Below are 22,391 nucleotides of genomic sequence, written 5' to 3'. Positions count from 1 at the left end.
GGTTCGGGCAGCCCCCGCGCCATATCCGCCTGCGCCGCGAAGGTCTTGTTTCCCGCTATGCCGATCACACGTTCATCTGTTTCTGTGATTGACAACTTTTCCGCCAAGTTCTTACGGTGGACCCATGTCGTTCGCATACAAACGATGCCAGATGTGAAGATGAAAGGCCCGCGCAATGCTTCATCGCCCCCAATCGCTTGACGCGGCACTTTCGCTGCTGTCGGGCGAAGATGTGGTGATCCTGGCCGGGGGCACCGATGTTTATCCCGGTCTGCGGGACGGGCCGCCGCCCGCGACGATGGTGGACCTGTCGGCTCTGCCCGGATTTCGCGGGATCACGCGGGCGGACGGCGTCTGGCGTATCGGGGCGGCGACAACATGGACCGATGTGATCCGCGCGGATGTGCCGCCGCTCTTCGACGGGCTGAAGCTGGCTGCGCGCGAGGTGGGATCGGTCCAGATCCAGAATACCGGGACCGTCGTCGGCAATATCTGCAACGCGTCGCCCGCCGCCGATGGGGTGCCGCCGCTGATGGCTTTGGACGCCGAGGTCGACCTGTCGGGGCCAGAGGGCGTGCGCCGACTGGCCTTGACCGACTTCATCCGGGGGCCGCGCGATACGGCGCTGAAACCCGGCGAGCTGGTCACGGCAATCGTGATTGCCGACACGCCGGGGCAGGGGGCCTTTCTGAAGCTTGGCGCGCGGAAATATCTGGTGATTTCCATTGCCATGGTCGGTGCGGTGATTGCCGTTGAGGATGGTCGTATTTCCGGCGCCCGTATTGCCGTTGGCGCCTGCTCTGCGGTAGCGTGCCGCCTGCCGGCGCTTGAGACCGCGCTGCGCGGCGCGGGACCGCGCGACATAGCCGAAATCGTCGGCTCTGCCGCGATGCCATCCCTTGCGCCGATCAGCGATGTGCGGGCCACGGCAGCCTACCGGTCCGAGGCCGTGCGCACGCTGGTGACCCGCACGGTCCTGCAAGCGATGGAGGCGTGCGATGTCGCTTGACGACCCGGAAGGGCAGATCGGATTTACCCTCAACGGGGCCGCGATCCATGTGCAGGCCGCACCCACCGCGCGCCTGTCGCAGGTGTTGCGCGAGCAGGCCGGGGCGCGCGACGTCAAGGTCGGATGCTACGCGGGCGATTGCGGGGCCTGCACGGTGCTGCTGGACGGTGTGCCGGTCTGCGCCTGTCTTGTCGCCGCCGGTCAGGCCGACGGCCGCCGGATCGACACACAGGCGGGGCTGGTCGCCAACGATCCGCTGGCCGCGCGGCTGGCGCGGGCGTTCCAGCGCCATCACGCCGCGCAATGCGGAATTTGCACGCCCGGCATGATGGTCGCGGCGGTGGCTTTCCTGCGCTCCGGTGCGGTGCTGACAGAGGCGTCCGTCTCGGACGCGCTCGGCGGCGTGTTGTGCCGGTGCACCGGCTATCGCAGCATCATCGCGGCGGTGCTGGACATGGGCGACAGCGCGCCCGAGACCGAAGGCGGCGTCGGTGCCTCTGTCGAGCGGCTGGACGGCTGGCCCAAGGTGTCGGGGACCGAGCGGTTTGGCGATGACGTGGTGCCGGAGGATGCGCTGACGCTGCGGGTGATCCGGTCGCCCTTTCACCGCGCGCGGTTCCGATTTGGCGATCTGGACCGGTTCCGCGATGCCAATGGGCTGGACCTGATCCTGACGGGCAAGGATGTGCCGGGCGAAAACCGGTTCGGCGTCATTCCCGGCTTCGAGGATCAACCGGTCTTTGCCGAGGGCGAAACCCGCTTCAGGGGAGAGGCCATCGCCGCCGTCATTGGCCAAGCCGACAAACTGGACAGGTTGCCGGATTTCCCGGTCACTTGGGAAGAACTGCCCGCGGCCCTGACACCGGACGACGCGCAGCAGGCGGCCCTGCTGCATTCTGAGCGCGCGGGCAATGTCATGTGCCGTGGTTATGTCGCGCGCGGGGATGCGGGTGCGGCACTTCAGGATGCGGCGCATGTGGTGTCGGGCGACTTTTCCACCGGGTTTATCGAGCATGGCTATATCGAGCCCGAAGCCGCCAGCGCCCGCCGCGTCGGCGACCGGATAGAGGTGCAGTGCTGCACGCAGGCCCCCTATATGAACCGCGACGGGCTGGCGCGCATCCTTGGTGTCGCGCCCGCATCCGTGCGCATTCTGCCAACGGCGACGGGGGGCGGCTTTGGCTCGAAACTCGACCTTTCCGCGCAGCCCTTCGTGGCGCTTGCCGCATGGCTGCTGCGCCGCCCCGTCCGCATCACCTATACCCGCGCCGAGAGCATCGCCAGCACGACAAAGCGCCACCCGTCGCAGATCCGCATGGAGATCGGCACCGATGCGGACGGGCGGCTGATCGGGGCACGGTTCGACGGCACGTTCAACACCGGCGCGTATGCCAGTTGGGGCCCCACCGTCGCCAACCGCGTGCCGATCCATGCGTCGGGCCCTTATCTGACGCCGAATTACGAGGCCAACAGCACCGGCATTCACACCAACACCGCCCCGGCAGGGGCCTTTCGTGGCTTTGGCGTGCCGCAATCGGCCGTCGCGCAGGAACAGCTTTATGACCGCCTGGCCGAGAAGCTGGGCATGGACCGGCTGGAGTTTCGCGCCCTGAACTGCCTGCGCAATGGCGATCCGACAGTTACCGGACAGGTATTCGATACAGGCATGGCCATCGACGCCTGTTTCGATGCGCTGCGCCCGCATTGGCAGCGCGCCCTGCGCGAGATTGCGGCCTGCAATGCGGGCGGCACGCGTCGTCGGCGCTGCGGCGTTGGCATTGCCGGCGGGTGGTATGGCTGCGGCAACACCTCGATGTCGAACCCGTCGACCATCCGTGCGGGCATCACCTCTGCCGGAGACCTGCGTCTGCATCAAGGGGCGGTGGATATCGGCCAGGGGTCAAACACCGTGATCGCGCAGATCTTTGCCGAAGCCCTGGGCGTGCCGCTGGGGGCCGTCACTCTGCTGGGCGCGGATACCGACCTGACACCCGATGCGGGCAAAACCTCTGCCAGCCGCCAGACCTTTATCACCGGCAACGCTGCGAAACTGTGCGGCGAGGCCCTGCGCGCGCAAATCCTTCGGCTGGGCAATGTGGGTGAGGGTGCCACGATCCATCTGGCCGATGGCGCGCTGGAACTGACTGAAAACGGCACGACGCACAGGGTGGCTCTGCCACGGGTGGAGGGATACGCGCTTGAGGCCACCGAAGGCTATGATCCGCCTACAACCCCGCTGGACGCAAACGGGCAGGGCGCGCCCTACGCCGTGTTCGGCAGCGCCGCGCAGATGGCCGAGGTCGAGGTTGATTGCGAACTGGGCACCGTCAAACTGGTGCGGATCATCGCGGCGCATGATGTGGGGCGCGCGATCAACCCCGCGCTTGCCCAAGGGCAGATCGAAGGCGGTATCGCGCAGGGCATCGGGCTTGCGCTGATGGAGGAATTCCTGCCCGGCCGCACTGAAAATCTGCACGACTACCTGATCCCGACAATCGGGGATGTCCCGCCGATCACCTCGATCCTGATCGAGCAAGGCGACCCCCACGGCCCCTATGGTGCGAAAGGGCTGGGCGAGCATTGTCTGATCCCCACCGCACCGGCGATCCTGAACGCCATCACCCATGCTTGCGGCGCGCGCCTTCATCATCTGCCCGCCACACCCGACAGGGTGCGCGCGGCGATCCTGGCGCAGACCGGCGGAGCGGGCCGTTGAGCAGTTTCACCGCAATGGCACGGGGCATTTCACCGATCTATGACAGGGCAGTTTGAATGACGGGGACCAACAGGCTTGGCGGCCGCTTTGCTGGCATCGACGTGGGCGGGACCTTCACCGACCTGCTGCATTACGACAGCGCGGCCCGGCAGGTGCGGCTTGCCAAGGTACCGACCACCCAGGACAATCAGGCCGATGGGGTGCTGGCCGCGCTCGACGCGGCCTCGGTCGATGCGGCGGCGCTTGACCTGATCGTGCATGGCACGACGACCACCACCAACGCCGTGCTGGAACGGCGGCTGTGCAAGACCGGCCTGATCACCACATTGGGGTTCCGCGATGTGCTGGAGCTTGGCCGTCGCACCCGCCCGCAGGCTTACGGCATGTCGGGGCAGTTTCGCCCGCTGATCCCGCGCGATCTGCGGCTGGAAATACCGGAGCGTATGCTGGCCGATGGCTCGGAATATCGCGCCCTGGACGAACACGCCCTGCGCGCCGCCCTGCGCCAGTTGCGGAACGAAGGCTGCGAGTCGCTGGTGATCCATTTCCTGCATGCCTACGCCAACCCCGCGCATGAATTGCGCGCAGGCCAGATCGCGCGTGAAGTCTGGCCGGAGGTCAACCTGACGCTCGGCCACGCGCTGCTGTCGGAAAGCCGCGAATACGAACGCGGCGTGACGGCGGCCGTCAATGCCTCGGTCCAGCCATTGCTGCGCCGATATGTCGAACGTCTGGCCGACCGGCTGGCGGCGCGCGGCTACGCACGCGATCTGCTGGTGATGACCGGCAATGGCGGGATGGTCTCGGCCAGAATTGTCGCCGAAGAGGCGGCCAAGACCGTCATGTCAGGCCCGGCTTCGGGCGTGATGGCGGCGGCGTTTACCGGCCGCCGCGCGGGCATTGCGGATCTGTTGACCTACGATATGGGCGGCACCTCGACCGACGTCGCGATGATCCGTGGCGCCGATCCCGCCGTCAGCCACGAGATCGAGGTCGAATACGCCATGCCCATCCATGTGCCGATGGTCGATGTGCGCACCGTGGGGGCAGGGGGCGGCTCCATCGCGCGGGTCAATGCCGCGGGCCTGCTAGAGGTCGGCCCCGACAGCGCGGGCAGCACGCCGGGACCGATCTGCTATGGCAAGGGCGGCACGGAGCCGACGATCTCGGACGCCAATATGGTGCTGGGCCGGATGGATCCCGGCAAACTCAACAGCATTTCCGGCGACATTTCCATCACCGCGATCCGCGACGCCTTTGCCGCCAAGCTGGGCGAGCCGCTGGGGCTGGATGCACAAAACGCCGCCGCAGCCGTCTTGCGGGTGGCCAATGCCAAGATGGCCGATGCGGTGCGCATGGTGTCGATCTCGCTGGGCGAGGACCCCCGCGATTTCGCGCTCTTCGCCTTTGGCGGGGCAGGGCCGTTGCATGCCTGTGCGATTGCGCGGGAACTGGGCGTGCCCCGCGTGCTGGTGCCCGCGCGTCCCGGTATCACCAACGCGCTGGGATGTATCGTGGCCGATCTGCGTCACGATTACGTTCAGACGATCAACGCGCCACTCGATGTGTGTGACATGGCCGCGGTCCATCAGGCCTTTACCCACCAGACACAAGAGGGGCGCGACGCGATAGGCCGGGAAAAGGTGGAGATTGCAGAATTGCGCATCGTTCACTCGGTCGACATGAGGTTCATCGGCCAGACCCATCTTTTGCGGGTGCCGCTGCCCGGCCCGGCTCCAACCCGCGACGATCTCCAGACACGCTTCGAAGATGCCTATTTCAAACGATTTCAGGTCACATTGCCAGAGATCCGCGCGGCCCTGGTGAACGTCAACACCTCGGTGATCGGGCGTCGGCCCGAAGTGGACCTGTCGCTGCTGATCGACGCCGGTGGCCGCAGGAATACCCTCGCCGAGGCGCAAGCCGGCACCCGGCCCGTCTGGTTCGATGACTGGATCGACACGCCCATCTTCTGGCGCGACCACCTGCCAGCGCAGGCAAGCCTGACCGGTCCGGCGATTGTCGAGCAGATGGACTGCACGTTGGTGCTAGAACCCGGTGACAGCGCCGTTCAGGACGCGGACGGCAATCTGATCGTGACCGTGGCGGCACAGACATGACCCGGCGCATACATCCTGGCAAAGAACGTCTTGCCCGTGCCGTCCCTCCAATGCTTTCCCAAGCAACTGGACCAGACATCGGCATACCCGGCTCTTGCGCTTCTTCTCGGTCAAAATACTCCCGCCGGAGGCTCCCGAACCATCCCGTCGCGCCGCAGTCAGAGGCAATGCAATGACCCTCGATCCCATTACCCTCACCGTCATCCAGTCCGGCCTGCAACAGGTCTGCGACGAGATGGATCTCAGCTTTTCGCGCGCCGCCTTCTCGCCGGTGATCGCCGAGGCGAATGACCGTTCCGACGGGATCTACTCGGCTGAGGATGGCAGCCTGATCGCACAGGGCAGCATGGGCCTGCCGGTCTTTGTCGGGGTGATGCAATTCTCGACCGCACAGATCATAAAGATGATCGCGGCAGGCAGCGTGATCGCGCCCGAACCGGGTGACATCTATATCGTCAACGATCCCTATCTTGGCGGCACGCATCTGATGGATGTCCGCTTTGCCATGCCGGTCTGGCGGAATGGCAAAATTTTCTGTTGGCTCAGCAATACCGGCCACTGGCCTGATACCGGCGGCGCGGTACCGGGCGGGTTCTCGGCTTCAGCCACAGCGGTCGAACAGGAAGGGCTGCGGCTGCCGCCCGTCCGTCTTTTCAAGCAGGGCAAGCTGGATCCCGAGATTTACGCCATTATCTGCTCCAACATCCGCGTTGCCGATCAGCGTATCGGCGATGTCAAGGCGCAGGCGGCGGCGCTGTATGTCGGGCAATCCCGGCTGACCCGACTGCTGGACCGCTACGGCGACGACACGGTACGCGAGGCCATTGCCGAACTGCGTGCCCGCGCCGCCCGGCAGATGCGTGCCCATATCGCGCAGATCCCGCCCGGCACCTACCGCGCCAGCGCCTATATCGACAGTGACGGGGTGGTCAACGAACCGCTGGATATCCGGCTGGCGATCACGGCGGATGGCGACGGGCTGACCTTCGATTTCACCGGCTCTTCCGCGCCCTGTGCAGGTCCGATGAATTCGGTTCTGGCGACGACGCACAGCTCTGTTTACCTCGCCATGCGGCACATCTTTCCCGACGTGCCGATCAGCGCGGGCGCGTTCGAGCCGCTGAACATCCTCAGCCCCGAAGGCACGTTCCTTGACGCGCGCTATCCGCGCCCGGTTTCGGGCTGCGCCGCCGAGGTCAGCCAACGCATCGCCGAGGCGGTGTTTGCCGCATTGGTCGGCCCGCTGCCGGATCTGGTGACGGCCTCGCCCGCCGGGTCCTCGGGCAATTTCGCGCTTGGCGGCGAAGTGCCGGAAGAGGGGCGCTCCTATGTGATGTACCAGATCTCGGGCGGCGGCTATGGCGGTTATGCGGGAGGGGATGGCATCTCGAACGGGTGTTCGACCATCGGTATCTCCAAGGCACCCCCGGTCGAGATCATGGAGCAGCAATTCCCGGTGCTTTATCATCGCTACGCGCTGCATGAAGGCTCTGCCGGGGCGGGAAAACATCGCGGCGGGTTTGGCTTGGATTACGAGGTCGAGGTGCTGAAAGGCACGGCGCGGGCGAGTTTCGTGATGGATCACGGCCGCACTGGTCCGCAAGGCGCATTGGGCGGCGAAGATGGCGGCGTCAACCGGGTGGAGGTGACACAGGGCGGAAAATCTTTCGTCCCCGAACATCTGTCCAAGGCGCAGGATATTGCACTGTCGGCAGGCGACCGTGTGCGCGTCCGCACCCCCGGCGGCGGCGGTTATGGCCCGCCTGCTGAACGCGACCCGGCATCGGTGGCTGAGGATGTCCGGCTGGGGCGGATCACGACCGAGGCTGCGCAACGTGTCTATGGCAAACCATCCCCTTGACGACTGCTCATTGCAACTTGCGCGGCGCCACCGCGAACAATGTATCATTGCAGATCAAAAGGCGGCTCTTGTCGTCGCCTGAAGCTTGCATTCCGAGGCGCAATAGCACCGGCAAAGGCACCGAGGAAATAGCGTTTGAAGCGCTACCTATCGTTGCGAAATTCGACACAATATAGTTTGAGCTACCCGAACCGGATCCAGAGAAGTCGGTAACGCTTGGCGGGGTCGCGTGAATGACGACCGTTGTGATCGTTGCGCGCAAGGCCTGGCGCGCGGCACAAAAAAGGGAGCCATAAATGGCTCCCTTTCGACGTTTTCTCGCTCAACGGCGGATCAAAGCAGCGATTTTGCCAGTTCTACCGTCGCTTCAGACGTGATGCCGAAATGCTCGTACAGCTCTTCCGCAGGGGCGGAGGCACCGAAGCTGTTCATGCCGATGAAGCCGGCCTTGGCCTCGCGACCACGTTCGCCCAGCAGCCAACGGTCCCAGCCTTGCCGCACGCCCGCCTCGATGGCGATCCGGATCGGGCCTCCGGGCAACACGCGCTTGCGATAGGCATCATCCTGTGCGGCAAACAGTTCCATGCAAGGCATGGAGACGACACGGACGCCGATACCTTCGGCCTGCAATGCCTCGCGCGCGGCCATGGCAACAGACACCTCAGAGCCGGTGGCGATCAGGATCACCTGACGCTTGCCTTCCGCATCGGCCAGCACATAGCCGCCCTTGGCGGTCAGGTTGGCGTTCTTGTGTTCAGTGCGCACGGTCGGCAGACCCTGACGCGACAGCGCCAGAACAGACGGCGTGCTGTTGGAGGTCAGCGCGATTTCCCAGGCTTCTGCCGTTTCAATCGTGTCGGCGGGGCGGAAGACATAGGTGTTGGGCGTCGACCGGCTGATCGCGAGATGCTCGACCGGTTGGTGGGTCGGGCCGTCTTCGCCCAGACCGATGCTGTCATGCGTCATCACGAAGACCGACGGCACCTGCATTAGTGCCGCCAGACGCATCGCGGGGCGGGCATAGTCGGTGAAGCACATGAACGTGCCGCCATAGGGTCGGATGCCGCCATGCAGCGCCATGCCGTTCATCGCCGAGGCCATGCCGTGTTCGCGGATGCCGAAATAAATGTAGCGGCCCTTGCGGTTATCCACGTCGAACACGCCCAGATCGCCCGCATTGGTGTTGTTCGATCCCGTCAGGTCGGCAGAGCCACCGATGGTTTCTGGCATGAGCGGATTGACCACTTCCAGAACCATTTCCGAGGATTTGCGCGTCGCGACCTTGGGGGCGGCTTCGGAATTCTGCTTCTTCAGCGCCTTGATCGTGGCGGAAAGACGCTTGGGCGCGGCACCGGTCATCGTGCGCGTGAACTCGTTGCGGCGCTGTTCCGACAGGGCGTCGAAGCGGCTTTGCCACTCTGCGCGGTCGGCGGCACCACGGCTGCCGATCTCTTCCCACTGCGTCTTGATGTCGGCGGGCACCTCGAACGGGCCGGTGGTCCAGCCATAGGCCTCTTTTGCGGCGGCCATCTGATCCGCGTCGGTCAGCGCGCCATGCCCCTTGGAGGTGTCCTGCGCCGCGTGGCCCAGGGCGATATGGGTTTTGCAGGCAATCATCGAGGGCGCGTCGGCCTTCTTGGCGGCCGTGATCGCGGCGTCGATCGCTTGCGGATCATGGCCGTCGATTTCCTGCACATGCCAACCCGCGGCTTCAAAGCGCGCAACCTGATCGGTGCGGTCGGACAGTTCTACCTTGCCGTCAATGGTGATGTTGTTGTTGTCCCAGAACACCACAAGCCGCGACAGTTGCTGACGCCCGGCAAGGCCGATGGCCTCGTGGCTGATGCCTTCCATCAGGCAACCGTCACCTGCAATGACATAGGTGTAGTGATCGACGACCTTCTTGCCGAACCGCGCGCGCAAGGATTCCTCGGCAATGGCGAAGCCGACGGAATTGGCAATGCCCTGACCCAGTGGGCCGGTGGTGGTCTCGATCCCCTTGGCAAGGAAGTTCTCCGGATGTCCGGCTGTCTTGGCACCCAACTGGCGGAAGTTCTTGATCTGATCCAGCGTGATTTCCGCGTCGCCCGTGAGATACAGCAGCGAGTATAGCAGCATAGAGCCGTGGCCGGCGGACAGGATGAACCGGTCACGGTCGGGCCATGTCGGATCTGCGGCGTCAAATTTCAGGTGTTTTTCATATAGCACAGTCGCCACATCGGCCATGCCCATCGGCATGCCGGAATGGCCGGAATTGGCGGCGGCCACGGCGTCCAGCGTCAGGGCGCGGATCGCGGCTGCGCGCATCCAATGATCGGGGTTGGTGGAGCGGAGAGCCTGGATATCCACGTTGTCTGTCCCTTGCGTGAGAAATGTCGCCCTGCTCATACCAGTCCGGGATTGAAGTTCAAGCACCGCCTGTAACACCTTGACACATAAGGGGGCGCAATTGCGCTTTTTGGTTGCTAAAGTTACGCAACAACGGGGCGCGGCTGATTCGTAACAGACCAACCAGTCAAGCCCCGCGATAGACGGAGGTTTGAGGCCGATGACGCAGATTCAAGAGTTGGAACGCCGGATCGTTGCGGCGCTGGACAGGATCGGGCAGGGGGTCGTGGCGCTTGACGCAGCCCAGACTGCTGAACCCGCCGCCGCGACGGCGCATGACCCGGAAGATATGGCAAAGCTGCAAGACGCGCTGGAAAACGAGCGGCAGGCAAATGCCAAGCTTGAAGAACGCGTGCGTGCCATTCACGAGAAACAGCAGGGCGAGGTCCACGCCTTGCGTGCAGAGCTTGAAAGCAAACGCGCCGCTGCCGAACAGATCGACCGGGATTTGCAGCGCCTGCGCAAAGCCAACGATCTTTTGCGAGACAGCAACGACACTCTGCGCCGCGCTCTGGAAGACGGAGTGGCCGACACGGATCTGATAGACACGGCGATGTTGGCAGAATTGGAAGGCCTGCGCGCGACACGCGCGGCAGAGACGGCCGAAAACCGCGCTATTCTCGCGGCGCTGGAGCCGTTGCTCATCGACGCTGCGAACAACGTGAACGGCGACAATGATGCCAACGTAGCGCCAAAAGGAGGCGTCTGATGCCCGAAGTGAACGTCGTTATCGGTGGCCGCACATTCGAAGTCGCCTGTCAGGAAGGCGAAGAACACTTCCTGCACTCCGCCGCCAGGATGCTGGATAGCGAAGCCAGTGTACTGTCCGAACAAATCGGCCGGATGCCGGAAGCGCAGATGCTGTTGATGGCCGGTCTGATGCTGGCCGACAAAACAGCCGGTTTGGAAGACAAGCTGCGCGACGCCGAAGACCGGTGTTCCGCCCTTGAGGCGGAGTTGCGAGACTTGCAGCAACGACCCGAACCGCAGCCAGAGCGTGTCGAGGTTCCTGTTGTGCCGTCATCGGTGACCGATCAATTGGCCGAAATAGCGGCGCGGGCAGAATCCCTTGCGGCGGATGTCGAAGAAAAGCTCAACGTGAAAACGGGTGGCTGAGACGCAGCAATTCGTTCGTGCGGGGAATGTCTGGCGTGCAATCGATCATAACATGCTTGTGAGAGTCACAATCGAAGTCTGGCAGGCTAAAGAAGAATGTGCTGCCATGAACGACTGAACTGGTTGGCTTGAGCGGCGCTATCCATTGACGCCGCTTGAACTTCCCAACAGCTTTAACACAATACCCCAAGGAAACACTTCCTTGGGGTATTAAATTTGTCAGCCGCAATGGAGCGGTGTTGAAACTGTGTCAGCCGTTGGCTTCGCGGATCTTCTCTGCGGCGTCCTTGTCATAGGTTACGCCGTTGCTTTCAAACAACTGGTCGAGCTCCCCTGACAGGGTCATTTCGGTGATGATGTCGCAGCCGCCCACAAATTCACCCTTCACATAAAGCTGCGGAATGGTCGGCCATTCGGAATAATCCTTGATCCCCTGGCGAATGGCGTCATCCGCCAAAACGTTCACATCGGTGAAGTCGACGCCCATGTAATTCAGCACACCCGCGACCCGGCTGGAGAAGCCACATTGCGGCATCGATTTGGTGCCTTTCATGTAAAGCACCACGTCATTGGCTTTTACTGTTTCGTCGATGCTGGTTTTCGCGTCGGTCATGTCTTGCTCCGTTTCTGGGCATGAGGTGCCGCTCTGCGGACTGCCTCTTGGTGTCAGTGTGTCTCGGCCAGATTTCGTTTGTTGCCTGGCAGGCATGTCGAAATTCGAGCCGTCCCGGTCATTCCGGCGACTTTGTCGTCAGAGCCAGCGCGTGCAGTTCGCCGTGGTTGCCATCCATACTGCCCTTGAGGGCTGCATAGACCGCGCGCTGTTGCTGCACCCGGTTCTTGCCGCGAAAGCTCTCGTCGATGACCTCGGCGGCATAGTGGTTTCCGTCGCCGGCAAGATCCGTGATGGTGATCTGGGCATGTGGAAATTCGGTGCGGATCAAATCCTCGATTTCCTGAGCTTGCATGGGCATGGCGTGTTCCTTCTCTTGTCCCGGAAACTAAGCAGCGCGGGCACGGATGACAAGTGGGGCCTAACCCGGAATCGTCACGCCGGGCAGGGCGCGGATTGCCGCAATATCGCGGGCGTAGCTTGCATTGAAGCACTGTCTGGTCGCAGCGTCCCAGGGATCGAAAGCCGGGTGCGTCGCCGATTTGGGAAAAGCGGCCTGCGCGGCCTTGAACGCCTGTTGTCCCGCGTCGCCCCCTTTGCGCAACAGGGCGACCGCGTCTGAGGACAGGCCCGGGTTCAGACGACTGCCTTTCAGATGTACGTTGCGGGCGGCCTCTTCGCCCAAGAGGTGTTTCAGCAAAGCGGGCACCATGGCGGGATACTCTTCGTATTGCCAGATAGTGAACGGGCACCCGCCTGCGGCATTTTGTAGGCGAGTGACAAGATCGGCCCAGCTGAGCCGGGTCAGGTCGACACCCCGAATATAGTCACGCATCGGATAAAAAGCTCCGCCTTTCATATCCTCGCCCCAGGCAGAGACAAGGAAATCGGCGGGGTTTCGGATTGCCAGACCAAAGTCCAGATCGTGATCCGGAAATAGGGCACAGAGCCGTTCCAGCCGGTCTGGCGCGGGGGCGTAAAGCCGGCTACCGCGCAAAAGCGGCTTTGGCCTGAGTTGCCCCATGATGTTTTCATTCATCAGCACCGCATGCGAGGCAGAGCCGCAGTATTTGGACAGGAACGCCTCGGCCACCATTTGAAGAAAGGCATGGTCCGTGCGATTGCCTGCAAGTTCGGCAAACGGGATCAGATCGGCACCCAGCGGCATAGGCCCGACCGCCGCGATACCATGTTCCGCGAGCAGTTCGGCGCTGGCCTGAAGACTGCGTTGCAGATGCGTTGTCGCGGTCTTGTGCGCCCCGATCAGGAAAGTAATCCGGCGGCGGCGCACTGTGTTGTTCAGGCGAAGGTGTTGGCAAAGCTGTCGCGGTAGATCGCTGACAGCTCTTCCAGAGGGGCAGAGGAGCGGCCAAGCGAGACCGTATCGCCGGTGAACTTGCCGACCGAGTTGAGCGGCACACCCGCTTGCCCCGCCGCGACGATCAAAGCCTCTGCCTGATCGAAATTGCACGCGATCAGATAGCGGGCCTGATCCTCGCCGAACAATGTCGTCATATCGCCCGAGTCCAGCACCAGACCGACGCCCGCCGCCTCGGCCAATTCGAACGCGGCCAGCGCCAGGCCGCCATCGGACAGATCCGTGCAAGCGGTGATGTAGTCACGGTTGGCGCGGATGAAATCGCCGTGGCTTTTTTCGGCGGCAAGATCAACATGCGGCGCGTCGCCGTCCTCGCGGTTGAACACCTCGGCCAGCAGGGCGGATTGCCCCAGATGGCCCTTGGTCTCGCCCAAAAGCAGCGCAACATGGCCTTCGCGCACATCCTTGCCGATCACATGGTCGATATGGTCAATCAGGCCAACGGCGCCGATGGTCGGCGTGGGCAGGATGCCCTGACCGTCGGTCTCGTTATAAAGCGAGACGTTGCCCGACACGATCGGCATATCCAGCGCCGAACAAGCCTCGCCAATACCCTGGATGGCCCCTACGAACTGGCCCATGATCTCGGGCTTTTCGGGGTTGCCGAAGTTGAGGTTGTCGGTCGTGGCAAGCGGCAGCGCACCGACGGCGGTCAGGTTGCGATACGCTTCGGCCACCGCCTGCTTGCCGCCTTCAACGGGGTTTGCGCGGACGTAGCGCGGTGTCACGTCGGACGTGAAGGCCAGCGCCTTGTCGGTGCCATGCACGCGGATGATGCCCGCGCCAAGCCCCGGCCCGCGATTGGTGTCGGCCATGACCTGGCTGTCATATTGTTCGTAGACCCATTGCTTGGACGCGTAATTCGGGCTGGAAAGCAGGGCCTTCAGCCCATCGATCGGATCGATCTCGGGGACATCCGCCAGCGGCTCGACTGCGGGGGTCGGAACCCAGGGACGATCATATTCGGGCGCGGTGCCGGACAGCGCCTTGAGCGGCAGATCGGCCTTCGTCTCACCGTTCAGCTGAATCAGAAAGCGATCTTCGGGCAGGGTTTCGCCGACAATGGCGAAATCAAGGTCCCATTTGTCGAACACGGCCTTGGCCTCTGCCTCTTTCTCGGGGCGCAGCACCATCAGCATGCGTTCCTGGGATTCCGACAGCATCATCTCATAGGCTGTCATGTTGCGTTCGCGGCAGGGGACTTTTTCCAGATCCAGCCGCACGCCAAGCCCGCCCTTGTCGCCCATCTCTACCGCAGAACAGGTCAGACCGGCCGCGCCCATATCCTGAATGGAGATCACCGCGCCGGTCTGCATCAGCTCCAGCGTGGCCTCCATCAGGCGCTTTTCGGTGAACGGATCGCCGACCTGAACAGTGGGACGCTTTTCCTCGATGGTCTCGTCGAATTCCGCGCTGGCCATCGTGGCCCCGCCGACGCCGTCGCGCCCGGTCTTGGCACCCAGATAGACGACAGGCATGCCAACGCCCGACGCTGCCGAATAGAAAATCTTGTCCGCATCGGCAAGGCCCGCAGCAAAGGCGTTCACCAGACAGTTGCCATTATAGGCGGAGTGAAAACGCACCTCACCGCCGACGGTCGGCACACCGAAGCAGTTGCCATAGCCGCCGACGCCTTCGACCACGCCATGCACAAGCTGGCGCGTCTTGGGGTGAGCCGTCTCGCCAAAGCTGAGCGAGTTCATCGCCGCAATTGGACGCGCGCCCATGGTGAACACGTCGCGGAGGATGCCACCGACACCTGTCGCAGCGCCCTGATAGGGTTCAATATAGGATGGGTGGTTGTGGCTTTCCATTTTGAAGACCACGGCCTGACCATCGCCAATATCGACGACGCCGGCATTCTCGCCGGGGCCGCAGATCACCTGCGGGCCTGTCGTGGGCAAGGTGCGCAGCCACTTCTTGGAGGACTTGTAGGAACAATGCTCGTTCCACATCGCCGAGAATATGCCAAGCTCGGTGAATGTCGGCTCTCGGTTCAACAGCCGCAGAATCTCGGCATATTCGTTTTCTTTCAGGCCGTGGGCCTCGATCAGATCAGGGGTGATCACGGGATCTTGCATCGGTCATATATCCAAGGCTGCGGGTTGGCGTCTCTATTAGGGCAAGGGGCGCATGGGGGAAAGGGGGCGGCACCAAACAAGACGTCAATCATGGATGCCTAGGTAAACGGTCTGTACCAATTTTGCCAATAGGCGTCGCCTGGAAGACCCATATACGCGCGGTTGGCGGACCCTGGGCAGGCAGACAGATTGGTGGGTCGCGCAGTTACAAATGCTTAGGCCCGGCCAAAGGTGCATCGCCAAACGGGGCCGTGCTGCACAGCAACGCAACAGCCATGATTCGTCCGACGTTTGCGCAAACATCTGCAAAAAAAAGGCCGAGCATAAAGCTCGGCCGAAGTCCAACAGGGAGGTGAAAATGATGCGCTGTTGGGCGCGTCATCTTCAAAAGCTCAATTAGTCATCGAAGTTGAGTCGGGCAAGCCCCGCAATGCCGCAGTTGCAGCATTGCCGGTATGCGATTATTGCATGGCTGAAGTGCTGGCGAGCATTTTCAACTGTTTGCGGTGGGCAAAGATCTCTTCTTCGACAAAATCGCGGAACACAGAGATCCGTTTGGAGTGTCTCATCTCTTCGGGATAGGCGAGGAACACCGGCACTTCGATTGATTGGACATCCGGAAGAACGCGGACCGCCTGTGGGAAGTCCTCGATGATGTAATCGGGCAGAACGCCGATGCCGAGATGATTAATGACGCCCTGTAAAACGCCGAAATAGTTGTTCACGGCCAGCATCGACCTGATGTCATGCGTCAGCAGTTCCTGCACGAGGTTCAGGCCGGCCCCGACCTGCGCAGACGTGGTGTTCTGGCAAATCAGCCGGTGGTTCGACATATCGGACATCTCAACCGGCACGCCGTTCTGTTTCAGGTATTCCGATGACGCGTAAAGCCGCATCCGCACGCTCATCAAGCGCTTGCGGATCAGATCGGCCTGACTGGGTTCTTTCATGCGGATCGCCACATCGGCCTCGCGCATCGGCAGGTCTAGCACGCGTTCTTCCAACATCAGGTCGATCTTGAGATTGGGGTATTTCTCGTACAGCTTCGTCAGGCGCGGGGCCAGCCAGAGCGAGCCGAACCCGGTCGTGGTGGTGACCTTGAGGTCACCGAAGGCTTCTTCTTCGCTGTCGCGTATCCGCGCAGAGGCGGCATCAAGTCGTTTGATCATCGCATTCGTGGCTTCGAACAGCAATTCACCCTGTTCGGTCAGAATCAGTCCTCGGGCATGCCGGCGGAACAGCGTCGTGTTGAGCGATTCCTCCAGCGCGCGCACCTGGCGGCTGACGGCTGATTGCGACAGGTGCAAGACGTCGCCCGCATGGGTTAGACTGCCAGCATCCGCCACTGCGTGAAATATTCTGAGCTTGTCCCAGTCCATGTCGGCAACTTTCACTCTGTTGTTGATCGTATTGTGAAATACAGTCTCTTACGCAAGTTACATCCGGAGATCACGGAAAAATCAGAAATAATTTGCTATGCAGGTCAGTTGTTATGACCTAATATAGCGCTAAATGATGCATCAACTGGCGACGGGAGACGCGAGATGGGCAAGACCGAGATCACCCTTAACGACAGATTCGATCTGGAAAAGTCACCGGTTCTGCTGAACGGGACGCAGGCGCTGGTGCGCTTGATGCTCATGCAGAAAGAGCGTGACCGCGCGGCAGGATTGAACACTGCGGGATTTGTCACCGGCTATCGAGGATCGCCGCTGGGGGCCGTCGATCTGCAAATGACCCGTGCCGGAAAGGTGTTGAACAAGTATGACGTCACTTTCCAGCCCGGACTGAACGAAGATCTGGCCGCGACGGCGCTTTGGGGCAGCCAGCAGGCCGAACTGCGCGGCGAGGGCAAATATGATGGCGTTTTCGGTCTGTGGTACGGCAAAGGGCCGGGGGTGGATCGGTCCGGAGACGTGATGCGCCACGCCAATATGGCCGGATCGTCAAAGCATGGCGGTGTGCTGATGGCGATGGGCGATGACCACACCGGCGAAAGCTCTACCGTGTTGCACCAATCGGAATGGGCGATGGTCGATGCCTATATGCCGGTGGTCAGCCCCGCCGGTGTGCAGGAAGTGCTGGATTACGGCATCTACGGCTATGCCCTGTCGCGGTTTTCCGGCCTCTGGGTTGGTCTCAAGACGATGAAAGACACGATCGAGGCGACCTCGGTGGTGGATGGCCGTCCGGACCGGATGCAGCTGAGCCTGCCGAATTTTGTGATGCCCAAGGATGGGCTGAACATTCGGCTTGGGGACACGCCGCACGCGCAAGAAGCGCGGATGATTGACTATAAGCGCTTTGCCGCCGAAGAGTTCAGCCATGTCAACAAGATGGACAAGCGCGTCTGGGGCAAGCCCGGTGCCAAGATCGGCTTTGTCGCGGCTGGCAAGAACTGGCTGGATCTGGTGCATGCGTTCAGCCTGCTGAATATTGACGCGGATGAGGCGCTGCGCCTAGGCCTGACCACATACAAGGTCGGGCAGACCTGGCCGCTGGACATGAAAGGCTTTCACGACTGGGCAGAGGGGTTGGATCTGATTGTCGTGGTCGAGGAAAAGCGCAAGCTGATCGAGGTACAGATCAAGGAGGCGATCTTTGACGACCGACAGGGACGCCGCGTCTATGGCTGGTACAAAAGCGGTGCAGGGGGCATGCATGACGACGAGTTGTTCCCGACACGCGCCGCCCTCGACCCGATCCTGATTGCCGAGAAAATCGGTGGCATCCTGATCGACGAAGGGCGCGGCACAGATGGTGTCAAGGCCGGGATGCAGGCGCTGGACGAGGCGCGCCGCGCCGACAATGCCGAAGATATTGCGGCTCGTCTGCCTTACTATTGCGCCGGTTGCCCGCACAACACCTCTACCAAAGTACCCGAGGGCAGCCGTGCCTATGCGGGCATCGGCTGTCACTACATGGTACAGTGGATGGACCGTGAAACCACAGGCTTTACCCATATGGGCGGCGAAGGGGCGAACTGGATCGGAGAGGCACCGTTCTCTAACCGGCCCCATGTGTTTCAGAATCTTGGCGACGGCACCTACAACCATTCAGGCGTGCAGGCGATCCGGGCAGCCTTGGCGGCTGGGACAAATATCACCTACAAGATCCTCTATAACGACGCCGTTGCCATGACGGGTGGCCAGCCCAACGAAGGCGGCCTTTCCCCGCAGCGTATTGCCGCCGAAGTCAAGGCGATGGGATGCCGAAATATCGCCGTGGTCTACGACGAAAAGGAAGATATTGACCTTAAATCCTTTCCGCAAGGCATTGAATTACATGAGCGTTCTGACATGCCTGCGATACAGGAGGCGTTCACGAAGCACGAAGGCGTCTCGGCAATCATCTATGTCCAGACCTGCGCGGCCGAGAAACGCCGCCGACGCAAGCGGGGCAAGTTTCCCGATCCCGACAAGCGCGTGTTCATCAACACCGATGTCTGCGAAGGCTGCGGCGATTGCGGAGTGCAGTCGAACTGCGTGGCGATTGTTCCCGAAGAGACAGAGCTGGGCCGAAAGCGCGCGATTGACCAATCCGCGTGCAACAAGGATTTCTCTTGTCTGAAAGGGTTTTGCCCGTCTTTCGTGACGCTGGAAGGGGCGCAGCTCAAGAAGGGCGCGACGGCCGCTCTGGACTTGCCGGACCTGCCTGACCAGCAGATCCCGGCGATCAACGGAACCTATAATGTTGTCATCACGGGCGTTGGTGGCACCGGGGTCGTGACCATCGGAGCAGTGCTTGCCCAGGCCGCGCAGATCGACGGCAAGGGCGCAGGCATGATGGAAATGGCAGGCCTTGCCCAAAAGGGCGGCGCGGTGCACATCCATTGCCGCATCGCCGAACGGCCCGAAGATATCAATGCGATCCGCGTGGCCACGGGTGAAGCGGATGCCCTGATCGGCGGCGATCTGGTGGTCAGTGCGGGTGCCAAGACGCTTGGCCTGACCCGCACGGGCCGCAGCGGCGCGGTCGTGAACAGCCATGAGATCATCACCGGGGACTTCACGCGCGACACGGATTTTACGTTGCCCAGCGACAGGTTGCGGCTCGCTCTTGAAGCAAGGATGAAAGACCGGGTCGATCTGTTCGACGCGACCGAACTTGCGCGCGCCACGATGGGCGACTCGATCTTTTCCAACATGATGATCCTCGGGGCCGCGTGGCAGCGCGGGCTGGTGCCCCTTAGCCTGGATGCGATAAATCAGGCGATAGAGCTGAACGGTGCGGCGGTGGAGCGCAATCAGCGCGCCTTCCAGATCGGACGTTGGGCCGTGCTGAATCCGGAACAGGCCAGACAGTTGATAGAGCCGAATGTCGTCGGCCGGCCGCAATCGCTGGACGAGAAGATTGCATTTCGTGTCGAACATCTTACCGCCTATCAGGGCAAGCGACTGGCCAAGCGCTATATGCAGATGGTTGACCGCTTCACCGATCCCGCCCTGCGCGAGGCCGTGGCAAAAGGCTATCATAAGCTATTTTCATACAAGGATGAGTACGAGGTCGCCCGTCTGCTTTTGACCAGCCGCGACAAGGCCAGGGAAGAGTTTGACGGCGATTTCAAGATGAGCTTTCACCTCGCGCCGCCGATGCTTGCTCGCATGGGCGCGGATGGCCGTCCTCAGAAGCGTGAATTCGGGCCTTGGCTGGAACGTCCGTTGCGGTTGATGGCGCGGTTCAAAGGGTTGCGCGGCACGCCGTTCGATCCGTTCGGCTATACCGCGGAACGCAAGATGGAACGCGCGCTGATCGCGCAATATCAGGCGGATATGGACGAGGTCGAAAAGCATCTGAGCGCCGACACGATGGATGTGGCGGTCGCATTGGCGGAATTGCCGTTGCAGATCAAAGGGTTCGGGCCGGTAAAGATGGCGAATGAGACCAAGGCTGCCAAACGACGCGAAGAACTGTTGGCGATGCTGCGCGCGGGCGGCGCGCCGATGTCCAAGGCAGCGGAATAGATCCGGCGCACCGCGTGGTCGGCAAGCTCAGCGGCGCCGTCCGGAATGGGACTCGCGCACTTGTGGATTTCTTGCGAAAAGAGACGTAAGAGCTTTCACCGATCCCGCTTCGGTCTTATGACTGCGGGTTCGAGATTTAAGACAAACGCAAGGGCTGACGGCCGGGGTATCCGCATGGCGGTAGGAATTTTTGACAGTGGTCTTGGGGGGTTGACGGTCCTCGACGCGGTGTCCAGGCGGTTGCCGGACGTGCCTTTCGTCTATCTGGGCGACAACAAGAACGCGCCCTACGGTGTCCGGGATGCCGAGGATGTCTACAACCTGACAACCGCCGCCGTGTCGCGGCTTTGGGAGGAAGGCTGCGATCTGGTCATCCTGGCCTGTAATACCGCGAGCGCTGCGGCGTTGCGGCGGATGCAAGAAAGCTGGATACCGCCTGAAAAGCGCGTGCTGGGCGTTTTTGTCCCATTGATCGAGGCACTTACAGAACGGCAATGGGGCGATAATAGCCCGCCGCGCGAAGTCGCGGTCAAGCATGTTGCGTTGTTTGCGACGCCCGCCACGGTGCGCAGCCGTGCGTTTCAGCGTGAACTGGCGTTTCGCGCCATTGGTGTGGATGTCGAGGCGCAGGCCTGCGGCGGGTTGGTCGATGCCATCGAAGAGGGTGACATGATCCTGGCCGAGGCTTTGGTGCGCAGCCATGTCGATGCTTTGAAACGGAAAATGCCCGAACCGCAGGCGGCCATTCTGGGCTGCACGCACTACCCGTTGATGCAGGATGTGTTTCAGGCAGCGCTTGGCCCGGACGTGACGGTTTACAGCCAAGCCGATCTGGTGGCCGCCAGCCTTGCCGACTATCTGGAGCGTCATCCGGGAATGTTGGGGCGTGGTGAAAACGCGATTTGCCTGACCAGTGGCAACCCGCGCAAAGTGTCCGATCAGGCGACGCATTTCCTGCGACGACAGGTCGAGTTTCAAAGCGCCTGACGCGCCGCGTTTGGTGCCTTTTGTGACATTTGCCCCCCGAATTTGTACAAATGCCCCCTGAAGGGAAACGACATGACTCATAAAATCGCGATCCTCGGTGCCTCTGGCTATACCGGTGCGGAACTGATCCGCCTGATCGCCACCCATCCCTCGATGCAGATTGCTGCTCTTGGAGCCAATGCCAAGGCCGGACAAAGCATGGCGACGGTTTATCCGCATTTGCGCCATCTCGACCTGCCGGATCTGGTGACGGCGGATGAGATCGACTTTGCCAAGATCGACCTGTGCTTTTGCGCTTTGCCGCACAAGACCAGCCAGGAGGTGATCCGCGATCTGCCGAAAGACCTGAAGATCGTCGATCTGTCGGCGGATTTCCGGCTGCGCGATCCGGCGGAATACCAAAAGTGGTACGGCAACCCGCATGCTGCGGTCGAGGTGCAGAAAGAGGCGGTTTACGGTCTGACCGAATTCTACCGCGACGAGATTCGGGAAGCGCGGCTTGTGGCCGGCACCGGCTGCAATGCGGCGACCGGGCAATATGCGCTTCGGCCGCTGATCTCGAGTGGGGTGATCGGGCTGGACGATATTATCCTTGATCTGAAATGTGCCGTGTCGGGCGCGGGCCGGGCGCTGAAGGAAAACCTGATGCATGCCGAATTGTCCGAAGGCTACAACGCCTATGCCGTGGGTGGCACGCACCGGCATCTGGGCGAGTTTGATCAGGAATTTTCCAAACTCGCAGGACGTCCCGTAGAGGTGCAGTTCACGCCGCATCTGATGCCTGCGAACCGTGGTATCCTGGCCACCACCTATGTCAGCGGCGATCCGCAAGAGGTCTATGCGGCGTTGCGCGATGCCTATGCCGACGAGCCGTTCCTGCAAGTGCTTCCCTTTGGCGAGACACCGTCGACGCATCATGTGCGCGGGTCGAATTTCTGCCATATCGGCGTGACGGGGGATCGCAAACCGGGGCGGGCCATCGTTGTGGCCGCGTTGGACAACCTGACCAAAGGGTCTTCGGGTCAAGCATTGCAAAATGCGAACCTGATGTTGGGTGAGGATGAGGCCGCAGGGCTGACTCTGGTGCCCTGTTTCCCGTAAATGCGTGCAGCCGGGACGATTTGACCTCTGTCCCGGCAGAATTTTTCGGGTAGGTTT

At 62.0% G+C, this 22,391-nt stretch carries 15 protein-coding genes; 9 read left to right on the top strand and 6 right to left on the bottom strand.

Features of this window, described 5'->3' with window-relative positions:
• Positions 1-175 precede the first annotated feature (175 nt).
• The 4 genes from ACN0WV_RS08360 to ACN0WV_RS08345 all read left to right on the top strand — a co-directional run bounded on the left by ACN0WV_RS08360 (position 176) and on the right by ACN0WV_RS08345 (position 7,706).
• A complete protein-coding gene (locus ACN0WV_RS08360) occupies positions 176-1,009 on the top strand; it encodes an FAD binding domain-containing protein (RefSeq protein ID WP_417604996.1) in 834 nt (277 codons plus the stop codon).
• Positions 999-3,725, top strand: coding sequence for a molybdopterin-dependent oxidoreductase (locus ACN0WV_RS08355; RefSeq protein WP_417604994.1), 2,727 nt, complete (start codon positions 999-1,001; stop codon positions 3,723-3,725). Before ACN0WV_RS08360 ends, ACN0WV_RS08355 begins: the two co-directional genes overlap by 11 nt.
• A gap of 56 nt (positions 3,726-3,781) precedes the next feature.
• Entirely contained in the window at positions 3,782-5,845 is a 2,064-nt protein-coding gene (locus ACN0WV_RS08350) for a hydantoinase/oxoprolinase family protein (RefSeq protein ID WP_417604992.1), read from the top strand.
• 172 nt (positions 5,846-6,017) lie between these two features.
• Positions 6,018-7,706 carry a hydantoinase B/oxoprolinase family protein gene (locus ACN0WV_RS08345; RefSeq protein ID WP_417604991.1) on the top strand — a complete coding sequence of 563 codons (1,689 nt, stop codon included), beginning with the start codon at positions 6,018-6,020 and terminating at the stop codon, positions 7,704-7,706.
• A gap of 333 nt (positions 7,707-8,039) precedes the next feature.
• On the opposite strand, the gene tkt is transcribed toward ACN0WV_RS08345, so the two are convergent.
• On the bottom strand, positions 8,040-10,055 hold the full coding sequence (gene tkt / locus ACN0WV_RS08340; RefSeq protein ID WP_417604989.1) for a transketolase: 2,016 nt from the start codon (positions 10,053-10,055) through the stop codon (positions 8,040-8,042).
• 199 nt (positions 10,056-10,254) lie between these two features.
• Between tkt and ACN0WV_RS08335 the strand changes: the two genes are divergently transcribed.
• Positions 10,255-10,803, top strand: a complete 549-nt coding sequence (locus ACN0WV_RS08335; protein ID WP_417604987.1) for a hypothetical protein — start codon at positions 10,255-10,257, stop codon at positions 10,801-10,803.
• A complete protein-coding gene (locus ACN0WV_RS08330) occupies positions 10,803-11,210 on the top strand; it encodes a cell division protein ZapA (protein WP_417604985.1) in 408 nt (135 codons plus the stop codon). The genes ACN0WV_RS08335 and ACN0WV_RS08330 overlap by 1 nt, the downstream gene beginning before the upstream one ends.
• Before the next feature lie 250 nt (positions 11,211-11,460).
• On the opposite strand, the gene grxD is transcribed toward ACN0WV_RS08330, so the two are convergent.
• The 5 genes from grxD to ACN0WV_RS08305 form a co-directional block, all read right to left on the bottom strand.
• Positions 11,461-11,823, bottom strand: a complete 363-nt coding sequence (gene grxD, locus ACN0WV_RS08325; RefSeq protein WP_084350120.1) for a Grx4 family monothiol glutaredoxin — start codon at positions 11,821-11,823, stop codon at positions 11,461-11,463.
• A gap of 118 nt (positions 11,824-11,941) precedes the next feature.
• Complete coding sequence (locus ACN0WV_RS08320) at positions 11,942-12,184, bottom strand: BolA/IbaG family iron-sulfur metabolism protein (RefSeq protein ID WP_084350119.1); 243 nt, start codon at positions 12,182-12,184, stop codon at positions 11,942-11,944.
• A 60-nt stretch (positions 12,185-12,244) separates the two neighbouring features.
• Positions 12,245-13,114, bottom strand: a complete 870-nt coding sequence (locus ACN0WV_RS08315) for a hypothetical protein (protein WP_417604982.1) — start codon at positions 13,112-13,114, stop codon at positions 12,245-12,247.
• Positions 13,115-13,122: 8 nt separating this feature from the next.
• Complete coding sequence (gene purL / locus ACN0WV_RS08310) at positions 13,123-15,282, bottom strand: phosphoribosylformylglycinamidine synthase subunit PurL (RefSeq protein WP_417604980.1); 2,160 nt, start codon at positions 15,280-15,282, stop codon at positions 13,123-13,125.
• Between the two features lie 461 nt (positions 15,283-15,743).
• Positions 15,744-16,661, bottom strand: coding sequence for a LysR family transcriptional regulator (locus ACN0WV_RS08305; RefSeq protein WP_084350116.1), 918 nt, complete (start codon positions 16,659-16,661; stop codon positions 15,744-15,746).
• 165 nt (positions 16,662-16,826) lie between these two features.
• Between ACN0WV_RS08305 and ACN0WV_RS08300 the strand changes: the two genes are divergently transcribed.
• From ACN0WV_RS08300 to argC, 3 genes are all read left to right on the top strand, one after another.
• On the top strand, positions 16,827-20,246 hold the full coding sequence (locus tag ACN0WV_RS08300) for an indolepyruvate ferredoxin oxidoreductase family protein (protein ID WP_417604979.1): 3,420 nt from the start codon (positions 16,827-16,829) through the stop codon (positions 20,244-20,246).
• A 174-nt stretch (positions 20,247-20,420) separates the two neighbouring features.
• A complete protein-coding gene (gene murI, locus ACN0WV_RS08295) occupies positions 20,421-21,233 on the top strand; it encodes a glutamate racemase (protein ID WP_084350114.1) in 813 nt (270 codons plus the stop codon).
• 72 nt (positions 21,234-21,305) lie between these two features.
• A complete protein-coding gene (gene argC / locus ACN0WV_RS08290; RefSeq protein ID WP_417604977.1) occupies positions 21,306-22,334 on the top strand; it encodes an N-acetyl-gamma-glutamyl-phosphate reductase in 1,029 nt (342 codons plus the stop codon).
• The last annotated feature ends 57 nt before the right edge of the window (positions 22,335-22,391 follow it).

This window comes from Primorskyibacter flagellatus, from assembly GCF_048268605.1.
Lineage (GTDB): Bacteria > Pseudomonadota > Alphaproteobacteria > Rhodobacterales > Rhodobacteraceae > Primorskyibacter > Primorskyibacter flagellatus.
This window is presented reverse-complemented; position numbering and strand designations above follow the sequence as displayed.